Below are 16,238 nucleotides of genomic sequence, written 5' to 3'. Positions count from 1 at the left end.
ACTCCCGGCCGCTCCGCCTGGGCGTCCCTCCCCGGAGCGGAGAGGTCCCGTCCAGCCTACCAACGCCGTGCGCCGGAGGCGGTGCCCCTAGAGGTTCAGGTCGATCGCGCGGTCGGTCGGCGCCACCGGTGCGGGCAGGCGCGTCGAGCCGAGGAGGAACTCCTCCACGGCCGCCGCGCAGGCGCGGCCCTCCGCGATCGCCCAGACGACCAGCGACTGGCCGCGGCCGGCGTCGCCGCAGGAGAACACGCCCTCCACGTTGGTCATGTACCGGTCGTCGCGAGCCACGTTGGTCCGCCCGTCCAGCTCCGCGCTGATCTGCTCGGTGATCTCCTCGGACTCGTTGCCCGTGAAGCCCAGCGCCAGGAACACGAGGTCCGCCGGGATCACCCGCTCGGTGCCCTCCTTCGGGGCGCGGCGGCCGTCGGGGAGGTACGCGGTCTCGGCGACCCGCAGGCCGGTGAGCTTGCCGTTCTCCCCGACGAACTCGACGGTGGAGGCCATGTAGGAGCGCTCACCGCCCTCCTCGTGGGAGGTCGAGACCTCGAAGACCTTCGGCATCATGGGCCACGGGTCGGCGTCCGAGCGGTCGGCCGGCGGCTTGCGCCCGATCGCCAGCGAGGTGATGGAGGCCGCACCCTGGCGGTTGGCCGTGCCGATGCAGTCGGAGCCGGTGTCGCCGCCGCCCAGGACGATGACGTTCTTGCCCCGCGCCGAGATCTGGTTCTCGACCCGGTCTCCGGCCACGACCCGGTTGGACTGCACGAGATAGTCCATCGCGAAGTGCACACCCTCGAGGTCGCGGCCCGGGATGTTCAGGTCGCGGGGCCGGGTGGCGCCGGTCGCGACCACGACGGCGTCGTACCGGCGCTTGAGCTGGTCCCAGGTGATGTCCTTGCCGATCTCCACACCGGGCCGGAACCGGGTGCCCTCGGCCCGCATGACGTCCAGCCGGCGGTCGAGGACCTCCTTCTCCATCTTGAAGTCGGGGATGCCGTAGCGCAGGAGTCCGCCGATCCGGTCGTCGCGCTCGTAGACGGCGACCGTGAAGCCGGCCTGGGTCAGCTGCTGGGCCACCGCCAGTCCGGCGGGTCCGGAGCCCACGACCGCCACGGTCCTGCCGACCAGCCGCTGCGGGACGTACGGCTTGACGATGCCCTCGTCGAAGCCCATCTCGCCGATCTCGTACTCGAGCTGCTTGATGGTCACCGGCGGCTGGTTGATGCCCAGCACGCACGAGGACTCGCACGGCGCCGGGCACACGCGCCCCGTGAACTCCGGGAAGTTGTTGGTCGCGTGCATGCGCTCCACGGCCTCCGGGTCGAGACCACGCCACACGAGGTCGTTCCACTCCGGGATGAGGTTGCCCAGCGGGCAGCCCTCGTGGCAGAAGGGGATCCCGCAGTCCATGCACCGGCTGGCCTGCTTCTGCAGCACGCCGCGGTCCTGGCGCTCCTGGACCTCCTTCCAGTCCATGATCCGGACGGGCACCGGCCGCTTCGGGCGGTCGACGCGTTCGGTCACCTTCATGAAGCCGCGCGGGTCAGCCACGGGTCGTCACCTCCAGGATCTTGTGCCAGGCCTCGTCGCCGTCGGGGTCCCGCCCCTGGGTGATGGCCTCTTCGCGGATGCCCTGCACGGCCGCGTAGTCGCGCGGCAGGACCTTGGTGAAGCGCCCGAGGGTCGCCACGGGGTCGGCCAGCAGCCGGTCCGCGAGCTCGGAACCGGTTTCCTCGCCGTGCTTCGTGATGAGGGCGAGCACCGTCTCGGCGTCCGCCTGGTCCAGCGGGAGCAGCTGCAGCTCGCCGCTGTCCCGCGCCTGCTTGTTGACCGAGGTCGCGGCGAGGTCGATGACGTAGGCGACGCCCCCGGACATGCCGGCGCCGAAGTTGCGCCCGGTCCGCCCGAGCACCAGCGCGGTCCCGCCCGTCATGTACTCGCAGCCGTGGTCGCCGATCCCCTCGACGACCGCGGTCGCGCCCGAGTTGCGGACCAGGAAGCGCTCGCCCACGGTGCCGCGCAGGAAGATCTCCCCGCCGGTCGCGCCGTAGCCGATGACGTTGCCGGCGATGACGTTCTCGGAGGCCTCGAAGACCGCGTCCCGCTCGGGGCGCACGATGATCCGCCCGCCCGAGAGGCCCTTGCCGGTGTAGTCGTTGGCGTCCCCCTCGAGGCGCAGGGTGATGCCCTGGGGGATGAACGCGCCGAGGGACTGGCCGGCCTGACCGGTCAGGGTCACGTCGATGGTGTCCGGGGCCAGCTCGTCCGTGCCGAAGGTCTTCGTCACCTCGTGCCCGAGCATCGTGCCGACCGCGCGGTCCGTGTTGATGACGGTCTTCTGGATCCGTACCGGCTCCCGCTTCTCCAGGGCGGCCCGGGAGAGGCTGATCAGCTCGTTGTCGAAGTGCTGGTCCAGCTCGTGGTCCTGGCCGCGGGTGTTGCGCACCTCGGCCCCACGGTGCTCGAGGACCGTGGAGTGCAGCATCGGCGAGAGGTCGAGCCCGTGCGCCTTCCAGTGGTCGATCGCCGCCCGGGTCTCGAGGACCTCGGCGTGCCCGACGGCCTCCTCGAGGGAGCGGAAGCCCAGCTGGGCCAGGTACTCCCGGACCTCCTCCGCGATGAACTCGAAGAAGTTGATCACGTGCTCGGCCCGCCCCGTGAACCTCTTGCGCAGGTCGGGGTTCTGCGTGGCCACGCCCACCGGGCAGGTGTCCAGGTGGCACTTGCGCATCATGATGCAGCCCTCGACGATCAGCGGGGCCGTGGCGAAGCCGAACTCCTCCGCCCCGAGCAGCGCGGCCACCATCACGTCGCGGCCGGTCTTCATCTGCCCGTCCGCCTGCACGACCACCCGGTCCCGCAGGCCGTTGAGCATGAGCGTCTGCTGGGTCTCCGCCAGGCCGAGCTCCCACGGGGCGCCCGCGTGCTTGAGCGAGTTCAGCGGCGCCGCACCGGTGCCGCCGTCGTGGCCGGAGACGAGCACGACGTCGGCCTTGGCCTTGGTCACGCCGGCGGCCACGGTGCCGATGCCGATCTCGGAGACGAGCTTGACGTGCACGCGCGCCGAGGTGTTGGCCCGCTTGAGGTCGTAGATCAGCTGCGCCAGGTCCTCGATCGAGTAGATGTCGTGGTGCGGCGGCGGTGAGATCAGGGACACGCCGGGGGTGGAGTGGCGGGTCTGGGCGATCCAGGGGTAGAGCTTCTGGGCCATGAGCTGCCCGCCCTCGCCCGGCTTCGCGCCCTGGGCCATCTTGATCTGGATGTCTTCGGCGTTGGTGAGGTACAGGCTCGTCACGCCGAAGCGCCCGGAGGCCACCTGCTTGATGGCCGAGCGCCGGCTCGGGTCCAGCAGCCGGTCGACGTCCTCGCCGCCCTCTCCCGTGTTGGACTTCCCGCCGAGCCGGTTCATGGCGATGGCGAGGGTCTCGTGGGCCTCCTTCGAGATCGAGCCGTAGCTCATCGCACCCGTCTGGAAGCGCTTGACGATCTCGCTGACCGGCTCGACCTCCTCCAGCGGCACCGGGGTGCGGTCCGAGGCGAAGCCGAGCAGCCCGCGCAGGGTCAGCAGCTTCTTCGTCTGGTCGTCCACGAGCTTGGTGTAGGACTTGAAGATGTCGTAGCGGCCGGAGCGCGTCGCGTGCTGCAGGCGGAACACCGTCTGCGGGTTGAACAGGTGCGGCGGGCCCTCCCGTCGCCAGTCGTACTCGCCGCCGGTCTCCAGGGCGCGGTAGGGCTCGGTCACGCCGTCCTCGGGGTAGGCCCGGCGGTGGCGGACCGCGGTCTCCTCGGCGATCACGTCGAGCCCGACGCCGCCGATCTGCGTGTGGGTGCCCGCGAAGTAGTCGTCCACGAGCTCCTGGGACAGCCCGAGGGCCTCGAAGACCTGGGCGCCGCAGTAGGAGGACACCGTGGAGATGCCCATCTTGGACATGATCTTCTGCACGCCCTTGCCGAGCGACTTGATGAGGTTCTGCACCGCGTGCTCGGTGGTCAGCCCCGTGATGTCGCCGGAGCGCACGAGCTCCTCGGCGGATTCCATGGCCAGGTACGGGTTCACCGCGGACGCGCCGTAGCCGATGAGCAGGGCCACGTGGTGGACCTCGCGCACGTCGCCGGCCTCCACGATCAGCGCCACCTTGGTGCGGGTCGCCGAGCGGAGCAGGTGGTGGTGGACGGCCGAGGTGAGCAGCAGGGACGGGATGGGCGCCCACGCGGCGTTGGAGTCGCGGTCGGAGACGATGACGTACTCCACGCCGCGGGCCACGGCCGCGGAGACCTTCTCGCAGATCTCCGCGATCCGGGCGCGCAGGGACTCCTCCCCGCCGTCCGGCCGGTACAGGCCGCGCACCTTGAGCGCGGCGGGCATCCCGTCCTCGCCCTCGATGTGCAGGAACTGGTCCAGCTGGTCGTTGTTGATGACGGGGAAGTGGAGCGAGACCTGGCGGGTGCGCACGCGCTCGGTGGTCAGCAGGTTGCCGGAGGGTCCCACGGAACCGCGCAGGCTCGTGACGAGCTCCTCGCGGATGGCGTCCAGCGGCGGGTTGGTGACCTGGGCGAAGGACTGCACGAAGTAGTCGAACAGGGTCCGCTGCCGGTCGGAGAGCACCGCGATCGGGGTGTCGGTGCCCATCGCGTAGATCGGCTCGGCGCCCTTGGCCGCCATCGGGCCGACGATCATCTTCAGCTCTTCCTGCGTGTACCCGAAGGTCTTCTGCCGCAGGGTGACGGAGGAGCGGGGGTGGACCATGTGCTCGCGCTCGGGCAGGTCCTTGATGTTGATGATGTTGCTCTCGGCCCACTCCGCCCAGGGCTGCGCGCCGGCGACCTCCGCCTTGATCTCGGCGTCCTCGACGATCCGCCCCTGGGCGGTGTCCACGAGGAACATGGTGCCCGGGGACACGCGGCCCTTCCGGACGACCTTGCGGTCCCCGACGTCGACGACGCCGACCTCCGAGGCGAAGATCACGAGCCCGTCCTCGGTGACCCAGAAGCGTCCCGGGCGCAGCCCGTTGCGGTCCAGCAGCGAGCCGACCTGCACCCCGTCGGTGAACGCGACGGCCGCCGGCCCGTCCCACGGCTCCATGAAGGAGGCGTGGTACCGGTAGAACGCCTTGAGCGAGGGGTCCATGGTCTCGTGGTTCTCCCAGGCCTCCGGGATCATCATCATCATGGCCTGGGTGACGGGTCGCCCGGAGAGCACGAGCAGCTCCGCGACCTCGTCGAGGGACTGCGAGTCGGAGGCGCCCTCCGTGCAGATGGGGAACAGCTCCTCGGGGTTGCGCCCGAGCAGCGGGGACTTCAGCTGCGACTGACGGGCGCGCATCCAGTTCCGGTTGCCCTTGACCGTGTTGATCTCGCCGTTGTGCGCGAGGGTCCGCATGGGCTGGGCCAGGGGCCACGAGGGGAAGGTGTTGGTCGAGAAGCGGGAGTGCACGACCGCCAGCTCGGTGGTGAATCGCTCGTCGGAGAGGTCCGGGTAGAAGGGCTCGAGCTGCTGGGTGGTGAGCATGCCCTTGTACACGATCGTGCGGGAGGACAGCGACGGGAAGTACACGCCGGCCTTGTTCTGGGCGCGCTTGCGCAGCCGGAACGCCTTCTGGTCCAGGCGCCGGCGCGCGTCCTCGTCCCCGGGCCGCGGGTCCGTCTCGGCCAGGAACAGCTGCACGAAGTAGGGCATGACCTCCAGCGCGGACTTGCCGACCACGGACTCGACGACCGGGACGGGGCGCCAGCCGAGCACCTGCAGGTCCTCGGCGCGCGCGATCTCCTCGAGGGCGGCCTGCACCCGGTCGGCGTCCCGGCCGCCGTGCGGCAGGAACGCGATGCCCACGGCGTAGCCGCCGGGAGCCGGGAGCTCGAAGTCGACGACGGAGCCGAAGAAGTCGTGGGGCAGCTGGGTCAGCAGACCCGCTCCGTCACCGGTGCCCTCGTCCCCGCCCACGGCGCCGCGGTGCTCGAGATTGCGCAGCGCCGTGAGCGCGGCGTCGACGATCTCGTGGTTCGGCGTGCCGTTGAGGGTCGCGACCACGGCCAGGCCGCAGGCGTCCTTCTCCTCGTCCGGGTGGTAGAGGCCCTGCTCCTCGGGCGCGTTCGAGAACTGCTCGAACGGGGACTTCGCCTGTTCCTCGGCGGTCTCTGCGGGAACGGACGGACGCGGGTCCGTGCCGTCCTGAGCGGAATTGTCACCGGGGGTGCCGGCGGGGGTAGAAGTCATGACAGACGTCTCCTCACCATGAGATGCGGTCAACAGGCGCGGCCTCCGCGGCAGAGCCCCGGTCGGGAGATGCCGCCGGATCGTGATCTGCCACCCGTTCCCCCTCTGACGTGATCGTCGAGGTGCCGGACGGCCGAAAGGCCCCGTTCCAAGAATGTCCGACGATGGACGATCGTGGCACGCGCACGGACGGAGACCGTGGTTCACGCGTTCTCCGGTCATGCGCCAAAAGAATCTAGCACTTCGATGTTACAAGCCGGAAAACTCGGCGCACACCCGGAGGTCCCGGGAGGGGCCTGAGAGCTCAGTCACGAACGGCCGCCGGGGCGCCGCCGGCCGCGCGGCGCCGGGCCGTTCCGGCGGCGAACAGCGCCACGCCCAGCAGCACCAGCGCCAGGGAGGTCCACACGTGCACGCGCAGCCCCAGGACCATCAGGGACGGGTCGATGCGCAGGAACAGCTCGATGAGCATGCGGCCGATGCCGTAGTGCACCAGGTAGACCGCGAACAGCCGGCCGCCGTCGAGACGGAACCGCCGGTCCAGCCAGATCAGCAGGACCACGCCGAGCAGGTTCCACAGGGACTCGTAGAGGAAGGTCGGGTGGAAGAGCGTGTCCGCGGGCAGCCCGCCGGGGAAGTTCGGGTTGCCGGGGTCGATCTCCAGCCCCCAGGGCAGGGTGGTGGGGCGGCCGAAGAGCTCCTGGTTGAACCAGTTGCCCCAGCGCCCGATCGCCTGGGCGAGGAGCAGGCCGGGGGCGGCGGCGTCCGCGAACACGGCCAGCGGGATCCCGTGCCGGCGGAGCACCCACCAGGCGGCCAGAGCGCCGAAGGCCACGGCGCCCATGATGCCGAGACCTCCCTCCCAGATCCGCAGGGCGTCCACGGGGTCCGCGCCCGGCCCGAAGTACCCGCCCGGGTCGGTGACGAGCACGTGGTAGGCCCGCGCGCCCACGATGCCCGCGGGCACGGCCCACATGACGACGTCCCAGACGATCTCCGGGTCGTGCCCGCGCGCGGCCCAGCGCCGGGTCGTCAGCCACAGGGCGGCGGCGATCCCCGCGAGGATGCACAGGGCGTAGGCGTGGACGGTCAGCGGTCCGACCGAGAAACCGGACCAGTCCGGTGACGGGATGCCCCGGTGGGCCAGGACGCCCAGGGACGCGGGGACGGGGGACGCGGCGCTCAGCAGCATGCGGTGGGGGCCTCGGCTCGTGGGTGGGAAGGGCGCACGGAGCCGGGAGGCGCCGTCCGACCCGTCACGCTATCAGGAGCGGCCCGCCAGGTCGCGCGCGAGCGCGCCCACGGCCTCGGGGCCTCCGTCGGCGAGTGCCTGCACCAGGGCGGTGCCCACGATGACGCCGTCGGCGTAGGCACCGATCTCCTCGACGTGCTCACGGCGGGAGACGCCCAGGCCGACGCACACGTGCTGCGCGCCCGCGGCCCGGACGTCGGCCACGAGCCGCTCGGCGACGTCGGAGACGGCGTCCCTGGTCCCGGTCACGCCCATCACGGAGACGGCGTAGACGAAGCCGCTGGCGGCCTTCACCACGAGGTCCATCCGCTCCCGGGACGAGGAGGGCGCCACGAGGAAGATGCGGTCCAGGCCGTGGGCCTGCGAGGCCGTGAACCATTCGGCGGCCTCGTCGGGGATCAGGTCCGGGGTGATGATGCCCGCTCCCCCGGCCTCGGCGAGCCGCCGCGCGAAGGTGTCCACCCCCATCTGCAGGACCGGGTTCCAGTAGGTCATCACCACGGGCACGGCGTCCGTGCGCTCGGCGACGGCGCGGACGACCCGGAAGACGTCCGCCACGCGGAAGCCGCGGGCGAGGGCCGTCGTCGTCGCGTGCTGGATCACGGGCCCGTCCATCACCGGGTCCGAGTACGGGATGCCGATCTCGATGACGTCCGCGCCGTTGGTGCCCAGCGCCACGGCCGCCTCGATCGACTCCTCGACGGTCGGGAACCCTGCGGGCAGGTAGCCCACCAGCGCCGGGCGGCCCTGCTCGCGGCAGTGCGTGAGACGGGCGGCCAGCGGGGAGCCGGGGTCGGGGCGGAGCCCCTCGGGCAGGAGGCGGGACGCGAGGTCGGGCCCCGCGGTGTCGTGGGAGGTGGTGCTCACAGTCGCTCGCCCTTCTCGCCGAGCTCTGCCTCGGCGCTGTCGTCCGGGAGCATCCCGAACCATTCCGCGGCCGTGGCCACGTCCTTGTCACCGCGCCCGGACAGGGAGACGACGACGACCTTCTCGGCGGCGGCCTCCGCCCCGAGCTCCTCGACCCAGCGGCGGCCGATCTTCAGCGCACCGGCCAGGGCGTGGGAGGTCTCGATCGCGGGGATGATGCCCTCCGTGCGGCACAGCAGCTTGAAGGCCTGCATCGCCTCGCCGTCGGTGATCGCCTCGTAGCGGGCCCGCCCGATGTCGTGCAGGTAGGAGTGCTCCGGGCCGACCGCCGGGTAGTCGAGACCCGCCGAGATCGAGTGCGACTCGAGCGTCTGCCCGTCCTCGTCCTGCATCAGGTACGTCTTGGCCCCGTGCAGCACGCCGGGCCGGCCGAGGGTGATGGTGGCCGCGTGCCGGCCGGTCTCCACGCCGTCCCCGCCGGCCTCCAGGCCGTAGAGCTCCACCGAGGGGTCGTCCAGGAAGCCGTGGAAGATGCCGATGGCGTTGGAGCCCCCGCCCACGCAGGCCGCCACGGCGTCCGGCAGGCGTCCGGTCATCCGGAGCACCTGCTCGCGGGCCTCCTCGCCGATCTGCTCGTGGAAGTAGCGCACCATCGCGGGGAAGGGGTAGGGCCCGGCCGCGGTGCCCAGCAGGTAGTGGGTGTGCTCCACGGAGGCGACCCAGTCCCGCAGCGCCTCGTTGATCGCGTCCTTGAGGGTGCGCGAGCCGTTGGTCACGGGGACCACCGTGGCGCCCAGCAGCTCCATGCGCGCCACGTTGAGGGCCTGGCGGCGGGTGTCCTCCTCGCCCATGTAGATCACGCACTCCATGCCGAACAGCGCGGCCGCGGTGGCGGAGGCGACGCCGTGCTGGCCCGCGCCGGTCTCGGCGATCAGGCGGGTCTTGCCCATCCGCCGGGCGAGCAGGGCCTGGCCGAGCACGTTGTTGATCTTGTGCGAGCCGGTGTGGTTGAGGTCCTCGCGCTTGAGGAGCACGCGGCAACCGGCCTCGGCCCCGAAGCGCCGGGCCTCGGTGAGCAGGGAGGGCCGCCCCGAGTAGTCGCGGGAGAGCCGCTGGAACTCCTCCGTGAACGTGGGGTCGGACTTGGCCTTCTCGAACACGTCCGTGAGCTCGTCGAGCGCGGCGATGAGGGACTCGGGCATCCAGCGACCGCCGAAGTCGCCGAAGTAGGGGCCGGGGGCCTCGCGCAGGGACGCGGCCCGCGCGGCGGCGTCCCTGGCCTCGGCTTCCGGGGCGTGCCGGCGCAGGCGCGCGGCCGCTCCCGCGGTGCGGAATCCCCTGATGGTGGCCTCGGCGTCGGCGCTGCGCACGAGCGCCTCGCCGACCAGCACGGCCTTGGCCCCGTGGGAGGCGTAGAGCTCGATCTGCTCCTCGCCCTCCACCCCGGACTCGGCGACGGCCACGGCGCCCTCCGGGAGCCGGGCGGCCAGACGGGCGAACGTGTCGACGTCGAGGTCGAGGGTCTTGAGGTTGCGGACGTTCACGCCCACGATGCGGGCGCCCACGGCGACCGCCCGGTCGATCTCCTCGGGCGTGTGCGTCTCCACGAGGGCGTGCATGCCCAGCTCGTGGGTGAGGTCGAGGAACCGGCGCAGCTGCTCGTCCGTGAGGGCGGCCACGATGAGCAGGACGAGGTCCGCCCCGTGCGCGCGGGCCTCCCAGATCTGGTACTCGTCGACGGTGAAGTCCTTGCGCAGCACGGGAACGCCCACGGCCGCGCGCACGGCGTCGAGGTCGGCCAGCGAGCCGTTGAAGCGGCGCTGCTCCGTGAGCACGGAGATGACGGAGGCGCCCCCGCGCTCGTAGGTCGCGGCCAGGCGTGCGGGGTCGTCGATCGGGGCGAGGGCTCCCTTGGAGGGGCTCGAGCGCTTGACCTCGGCGATCACCTGCACGGCGTCCTCGCTGGGCCCGCGCAGGGCCGCCTCGGCGTCCAGCGCCGGGGCCCGGCCGGCGGCCAGCCGGCGGAGCTCGTCGAGACCGACCTGCTCCCGGCGGGCCGCCATGTCCTCGCGGACGCCCTCGATGATGGCGTCCAGGACCGTCCCGGTGCTGTGTTGCGACATGCTTTCCTGTCCTCTCGGCGGCCACGGCCGCCCTGGTGCGTGCTGCGGTCCGCGCCCGCCCGTGCCGGAGCGGTGTCCGGGTCCCGTCCGGGCCGGCCACCGGCGGGGTGCGGCACCCCGTGGGCCGGCTCCCGCCGGCCCGTCCTCAGGCGTGGTGGTTCCTGGCCTCGTGCTTGCGCTGCTCGGAACCGGCCCCGTGGCCCATGGAGCGGAGCACGAGACCGGCGACGAGACCCACCACGAGCAGGACGACGCCGATGATCAGCACGGTGCTGCTGCCCAGCGTGAAGCCCACCGTGCCGACGGTGAAGCCCAGCGACATGATGCCCACGGTCACCCAGGCGGCAAGGGTGTTGCCGTGCCCCACGAAGCCGGTGTGGTCGAGGACGATCTCGTTTCCGTTTGCCATGTTCCTGCACTCCCGATGTCCCTGCCGGAGCCCGTCCGGCCCCGGCGCCGCGGCCCCGGCGGGCGCGCGGCAGTTGCTGACGGTCTGTCTCGCCACCATTGTGCCACCCTGCGGCCGGTGCGGTGCACGCGCCGCGGCCGGGCCGGCTCAGGCCGTGGGGTCCCGGCCCTCCGTGAGGGCGTCCCAGGAGTCGATCTCGTCCCCGCGCCGGGCCGGGGCTCCGGGAGAGCTCTCCGTGCCGGTCCGCTCGTAGCGCCGGGCCGTGGTCCAGGACCGGCCCGCCACGAGCGCCCGGACCCCGCACAGCACCACGAGCACGGCCGCGGCGGCGGCGACCCACGGCCACGCGGTGACCGCGAACTGGCCCCCGGCGTTGATCATCCCCGTGGACTCCCCCACCGCGCCGCGGGCGGCGCCCGCAGGGTCGACCGCCACCGCGACCGACGCGGCGGCGGCTCCCCCGCCGGCGAGCACGACGACGGCGGAGACGGCCGCGCGCAGCACCCGGCCGGACACGGCGGTGGCCAGGGCGCCGGCCGCGGCCACCAGGCCGAGGGCGGTCACCGCGGGCGCCGCCTCGGAGCCCGCGACCTCGACGGTCACGGGCTCGAGCGTGGTGCGCACGGTGGCCGTGACCCACGTGGCCGCCGAGCACGCGAACACGGCCAGGGCGGCGGCGAGGGTCGTGAGCACCACGGTGGAGCGGCGGGAGGCCCGGGGCGTCCCGCCGAGGGGGTCACCGGCCACGGACGGCGTCCCTCCGGGGGCCGGCCGTGACGGCCTCGACGTCGAGGCCGTGCAGCCGCTCGGCGAGCATGACCGCGCGCAGCGGGGCCGTGGCCTTGTTCAGCGACTCGAGGGCCTCGGTCTCGGGGTCGGAGTCGGCCACGATCCCGCCGCCCGCCTGCACGTACGCCTTCCCGTCCACGAGCAGCGCGGTGCGGATGGCGATGGCCATGTCCATGTCCCCGGCGAAGTCGAGGTAGCCGACCACACCGCCGTAGACGGCCCGGCGCAGCGGCTCGTACTCGTCGAGCAGGCGCAGCGCCCGGGGCTTGGGCGCCCCCGAGAGGGTGCCGGCGGGGAACGTGGCCGCCAGGACGTCGTACGCGGTGACGTCCGGGCGCATCCGGCCCACGACGTTGGAGCACAGGTGCATGATGTGGCTGAAGCGCTCGACCTCCATGAACTCCGTGACCTCCACGGAGCCCGGCACCGCGATCTTGGAGATGTCGTTGCGGGCGAGGTCCACGAGCATGAGGTGCTCGGAGCGCTCCTTCTCGTCCTGGAGCAGGTCCCGCTCCAGGGCCAGGTCCTCGTCCACGGTCCGCCCGCGGGGGCGGGAGCCCGCGATCGGGTGGGTCACCGCCTGGTCCCCGGTCACGGTCACGAGGGCCTCCGGTGAGGAGCCGACGACCGAGAACGGGCGGCCGTCGGCGTCCTCGAAGCTGTAGAGGTACATGTACGGGCTGGGGTTGATGGCCCGCAGCATGCGGTAGACGTCCAGGGAGTCGGCCGTGCACTCGGTCTCGAAGCGGCGGGAGACCACCACCTGGAAGATGTCCCCGTCCACGATGGCCTTCTTGCCGCGCACGATCGCGTCCATGAACAGGGAGCGGTCCCAGCTCTGGTCGACCTTCGCCTCGAGGTCGTCGCGGATCTCGTCCGCGCCGGTGAGCGTGGACACCGCCCCCCGCCCGGGCGGGCGGGCCAGCTTCTCGAGCATCGCGTGGAGCCGGTCGACGGCGTCGGCCCACGCCTCGTCGACCCGCTCGTGGGTGTCGTCGAAGTTGATCGCGTTGGCGACCAGCATGACGGTGCCGTCCGTGTTGTCGTGGATCGCGATGTCCGAGACGAGGTTCATGGCCAGCTCGGGGATCCGCAGGTCGTCCTGGGGCGGGTGCGGCAGCTTCTCCCAGCGGCGCACGGCCTCCCAGCCCACGAAGCCCACGAGCCCGGAGGTCAGCGGCGGGACGTCGTCGAAGCGCTCCGTGTGCAGCAGGGCCATCGTGTCCCGCAGGGCCACGACGGGGTCGCCGCCCGTGGGCGCACCGGCCGGGGCCTGCCCGATCCAGTGCGCCCGCCCGTCCTTCGCGGTGAGCGTGGCCCGCGAGTTCGCGCCGACGAAGGAGTACCGGGACCAGACGCCGCCCTCGGCGGCCGACTCGAGGAGGAAGGTCCCGGGGCGCGCGGCGCCGCCCTCGAGGGCCAGCGCCCGGTAGAGCCCGATGGGGGTCATGGCGTCGGCGAGGATCTTGACGCGGACGGGGATCACGCGGCGCTGCGCCGCGAGCTCGCGGAACTCCTCGAGGGTGGGGCTGATGGTGCCCAGGTCCTGCATGGGTGTCGACCTGACTTCCTGGTGGCGGGTGGGAACGGGGGTGCCGGTCAGACGGCGGGGACGGCGCCGAGGTCGCGGCCGTCGAAGCAGGTGCGGGTCCCGGTGTGGCAGGCGGCCCCGGTCTGGTCGACCTGCACGAGCAGGGCGTCGCCGTCGCAGTCGAGGCTCACGCTGTGCACGCGCTGGACGTGCCCGGAGGTGTCGCCCTTGCGCCAGTACTCCTGCCGGGAGCGCGACCAGAAGGTCACGCGGCCCTCCGTGAGGGTCCGGCGCAGGGCCTCGTCGTCCATCCAGCCCAGCATGAGCACCTCCTTGGTGTCGTGCTGCTGCACCACGGCGGCCACCAGCCCGCCGGCGTCGCGCTTGAGGCGCCGCGCCACGGCGGGGTCGAGGACGTCGGGTCCGGGGTCCGGGGTCTGCTCGCTCATCGGACCCATCCTAACGACCCCTCGGCGTGCTCCGTCCCGGCCGGGGTCCGGCGGCAGGGCGCCCGGCGGCGGCCGGCCGGGCGCGGCGCCGCCGGTGCACGGCGTGCTCCGGGACGGCGGGGAGCCTGGTCGCCGCGACGGTGAGGAACGCGACCGCCAGGATCACCACGGACAGGCCCAGTGCGTACGTCCCGACGGCGTGGTAGCCGCCCACGACGGAGGGGTCGAGGAAGAAGTACGGGTACCAGCCCACCATGCGCCCGCGCACGAGCGTGTACACCGCCCACAGGGCGGGGAAGACCGTGGCCAGCCAGGTGCTCGCCCACCGGATCCGGTGCCGGCCGGGGGCGAGGAGGAAGTCGGCCACGGCGTAGACCGGAAGCACGAAGTGGATGACCTTCGAGGACAGGGGCACGAGGAAGAGGTGGCCGAACATCTCCGCGTTGGCGATCAGCACGCCGAACACGGCCCCGGAGACCACGGTGTAGGTGGTGGCCAGGGCTCGCAGCGCCGTCAGCCACCCCGGCTCCGGCCGCCCGGAGACGGTGAACAGCACGGTCAGCAGCACGGCGAGGATCAGCAGGAACGCGCTGTGGATGGTGAAGTAGCTGAAGAGGTTGGAGCCCAGGCACGTGCGCGTGACGAACGCGCAGTCCGCCCGGGACACGAGCGCCCAGACCGCCACCGTCAGGGCCGCGGCCCGCGCGGCGACGAGCACGACCAGTAGCACTGCCGATGGCCTCCTCCCAGCCGTCCGGCCTCCAGCATAGGAGCCGGGCGCGCCCCTCGCCGGAGCGCGCGCCCGGGCCTATGGTGGACGGAGGATCGATTCGGCACGGCGGGCGGGACACCAACGACGATGCACCCCAGGACGACGACGCGGCGGCGCGGCCCCGCACTGGCGGCCGCGGCGGCGGCGCTGGTCCTCGGCGGCTGCGCGGAGCCCGGCGGGGGGCCGACGGACCCGGCCACGACGTCGTCCCCGAGCCCGTCCCCCTCGGGACCGTCCCCCTCGGACCCCACCGCCACGCCCACCGCGGCCCCGAGCACGGGCACGCCCGGCGGACCGTGGGGCGCCTACCCGGACCGCGCCGAGGCGTGCGCGGCCGTCGCGGAGGACCTGCTCGTCCTCGCCCTCCTGCCCGCCAACCTCTCCGCGGACCCCACGGTCGAGCGCGTGCAGGCGGTCGAGGACGAGGTCGCGTCGGTGCGCGCCACCGTGCCCCCGGAGATCGCCGCGGACCTGGCGCGGGTGCAGCTGCTGGTCGACACCTACGGCGAGGAGCTCCAGGAGGATCCGGACGCGCGCTTCGACGGGGAGCAGCTCGACGAGGCCCTCGTCCCTGTGCGGGACTGGCTCGAGTCGACCTGCCGGGACCCCGGTCGGCGCTGATCCCCGGCGCTGATCCCCGTCCCGTCCGGCGGCCCGTCCTGCCCGGACGGCCGCAGGAGAGCGCCCCCGCCCGGCACGGAGGTGCCGGGCGGGCCCCGAGGGGCGCGCTCGGCACGGTTCCGGCCACCGGTCTCAGCGTCGGCGGAGGAAGCCCCTCAGCTTGCCGCCCAGACCCCGGCCGCCCGGCCGGCCCGCACCGGCCTGGCCCGCGGTGTTGATCCCCCGCGTGCCCCGCCGACCGCCGGCGGCGCGTCCGGTGCCGCCGGCGCCGCGCCCGGTGCCGCCGGCGCCGCGCCCGGTGAGACCCCTGATGATGCTGTTCAGTCCCACGGTGAACTCCTTCGTCGTGGATCGGTCGAGCGACTGTCGTCAGCTCGCTTCCGACTGTACGCGCGGTGGACCGCCACGGCTACGGGCGGGTCAGCGGACCTCGTGGCCGGCGGCCCGCAGGGCGTCCTTGACCTCGGCGATCGCGTCCACCGGGCCGAAGTGGAAGATCGAGGCGGCCAGCACGGCGTCGGCCCCGGCGTCCACGGCGGGCGGGAAGTGCCCGGGCGCGCCCGCCCCCCCGGAGGCGATCAGCGGCACGTGCACCCGCTCCCGCACCGCACGGATCATCTCGAGGTCGAAGCCCTCCCGCGTGCCGTCGGCGTCCATGGAGTTCAGCAGGATCTCGCCCACCCCGCGGTCCTCGGCCTCCCGGGCCCACTCCAGGGCGTCGATCCCGGTGAGGGTGCGCCCGCCGTGGGTCGTGACCTCGAACCCCGAGGGCGTGTTGCCCGTGCGCCGGGCGTCGAGGGAGAGCACGAGGACCTGGCTGCCGAAGTGGCCGGTGATCTCGTCGATGACGCCCGGGCGGGCGACGGCGGCGGTGTTGATGGACGCCTTGTCCGCACCGCAGCGCAGCAGCCGGTCGACGTCGGCGACCTCGCGGACGCCGCCGCCCACGGTGAGCGGGATGAAGACCTGCTCGGCGGTGCGCGAGACGACGTCGAAGGTCGTGGCGCGGGCCGCCGAGGAGGCCGTGACGTCGAGGAACGTCAGCTCGTCGGCGCCGGCCTCGTTGTAGCGCTTGGCCAGCTCGACGGGGTCGCCGGCGTCGCGGAGGTTCTCGAAGTTCACGCCCTTGACGACGCGGCCGGCGTCGACGTCCAGGCACGGGATGACTCTCACGGCAACGCCCACGGGCGGAACCTCCTCGGGTGCGGGAA

13 protein-coding genes are annotated in these 16,238 nt (G+C 72.9%); 1 reads left to right on the top strand and 12 read right to left on the bottom strand.

All coding sequences use genetic code 11. From position 1 onward, the window contains the following. Positions 1 to 87 precede the first annotated feature (87 nt). The 10 genes from ACH9EU_RS09985 to ACH9EU_RS09940 all read right to left on the bottom strand — a co-directional run bounded on the left by ACH9EU_RS09985 (position 88) and on the right by ACH9EU_RS09940 (position 14,364). Positions 88 to 1,551: a glutamate synthase subunit beta gene (locus ACH9EU_RS09985; protein ID WP_396413780.1), complete on the bottom strand. Its 1,464-nt coding sequence runs from the start codon at positions 1,549 to 1,551 to the stop codon at positions 88 to 90. After that, the gene (gene gltB / locus ACH9EU_RS09980) at positions 1,544 to 6,214 is read right to left on the bottom strand and encodes a glutamate synthase large subunit (protein ID WP_396413779.1); all 4,671 of its coding nucleotides are present in this window, start codon (positions 6,212 to 6,214) and stop codon (positions 1,544 to 1,546) included. The genes ACH9EU_RS09985 and gltB overlap by 8 nt, the downstream gene beginning before the upstream one ends. Positions 6,215 to 6,518: 304 nt before the next feature. Continuing rightward, positions 6,519 to 7,406: a prolipoprotein diacylglyceryl transferase gene (lgt, locus tag ACH9EU_RS09975; RefSeq protein ID WP_396413778.1), complete on the bottom strand. Its 888-nt coding sequence runs from the start codon at positions 7,404 to 7,406 to the stop codon at positions 6,519 to 6,521. A 72-nt stretch (positions 7,407 to 7,478) separates the two neighbouring features. Beyond that, positions 7,479 to 8,333 (bottom strand): tryptophan synthase subunit alpha, encoded by an 855-nt coding sequence (gene trpA / locus ACH9EU_RS09970; RefSeq protein WP_396413777.1) that lies wholly within the window; start codon positions 8,331 to 8,333, stop codon positions 7,479 to 7,481. After that, on the bottom strand, positions 8,330 to 10,456 hold the full coding sequence (gene trpB / locus ACH9EU_RS09965; protein ID WP_396413776.1) for a tryptophan synthase subunit beta: 2,127 nt from the start codon (positions 10,454 to 10,456) through the stop codon (positions 8,330 to 8,332). The genes trpA and trpB overlap by 4 nt, the downstream gene beginning before the upstream one ends. Positions 10,457 to 10,601: 145 nt before the next feature. Beyond that, positions 10,602 to 10,865: an HGxxPAAW family protein gene (locus ACH9EU_RS09960; RefSeq protein ID WP_396413775.1), complete on the bottom strand. Its 264-nt coding sequence runs from the start codon at positions 10,863 to 10,865 to the stop codon at positions 10,602 to 10,604. A 147-nt stretch (positions 10,866 to 11,012) separates the two neighbouring features. Beyond that, positions 11,013 to 11,612 carry a Trp biosynthesis-associated membrane protein gene (locus ACH9EU_RS09955; protein WP_396413774.1) on the bottom strand — a complete coding sequence of 200 codons (600 nt, stop codon included), beginning with the start codon at positions 11,610 to 11,612 and terminating at the stop codon, positions 11,013 to 11,015. Then, positions 11,602 to 13,206, bottom strand: a complete 1,605-nt coding sequence (locus ACH9EU_RS09950) for an anthranilate synthase component I (protein WP_396413773.1) — start codon at positions 13,204 to 13,206, stop codon at positions 11,602 to 11,604. The genes ACH9EU_RS09955 and ACH9EU_RS09950 overlap by 11 nt, the downstream gene beginning before the upstream one ends. Positions 13,207 to 13,253: 47 nt before the next feature. Continuing rightward, a complete protein-coding gene (gene hisI / locus ACH9EU_RS09945) occupies positions 13,254 to 13,634 on the bottom strand; it encodes a phosphoribosyl-AMP cyclohydrolase (protein ID WP_396413772.1) in 381 nt (126 codons plus the stop codon). 10 nt (positions 13,635 to 13,644) lie between these two features. Beyond that, positions 13,645 to 14,364, bottom strand: a complete 720-nt coding sequence (locus tag ACH9EU_RS09940; protein WP_396413771.1) for a Pr6Pr family membrane protein — start codon at positions 14,362 to 14,364, stop codon at positions 13,645 to 13,647. Positions 14,365 to 14,493: 129 nt separating this feature from the next. On the opposite strand from ACH9EU_RS09940, the gene ACH9EU_RS09935 reads away from it, so the two are divergent. After that, on the top strand, positions 14,494 to 15,027 hold the full coding sequence (locus ACH9EU_RS09935; RefSeq protein WP_396413770.1) for a hypothetical protein: 534 nt from the start codon (positions 14,494 to 14,496) through the stop codon (positions 15,025 to 15,027). A gap of 132 nt (positions 15,028 to 15,159) precedes the next feature. Here ACH9EU_RS09935 and ACH9EU_RS09930 read toward each other — a convergent pair whose 3' ends face one another. Both ACH9EU_RS09930 and hisF read right to left on the bottom strand, forming a co-directional pair. Next, positions 15,160 to 15,357: a hypothetical protein gene (locus tag ACH9EU_RS09930; protein WP_396413769.1), complete on the bottom strand. Its 198-nt coding sequence runs from the start codon at positions 15,355 to 15,357 to the stop codon at positions 15,160 to 15,162. A gap of 90 nt (positions 15,358 to 15,447) precedes the next feature. Continuing rightward, positions 15,448 to 16,212, bottom strand: coding sequence for an imidazole glycerol phosphate synthase subunit HisF (gene hisF, locus ACH9EU_RS09925; protein WP_396413768.1), 765 nt, complete (start codon positions 16,210 to 16,212; stop codon positions 15,448 to 15,450). Between the last annotated feature and the right edge of the window lie 26 nt (positions 16,213 to 16,238).

Source organism: Kocuria rhizosphaerae (assembly GCF_044462265.1).
GTDB lineage: Bacteria > Actinomycetota > Actinomycetes > Actinomycetales > Micrococcaceae > Kocuria > Kocuria rhizosphaerae.
The sequence above is the reverse complement of the archived record's forward strand: the minus strand, read 5'-3'. Positions and strand labels throughout refer to the sequence as shown.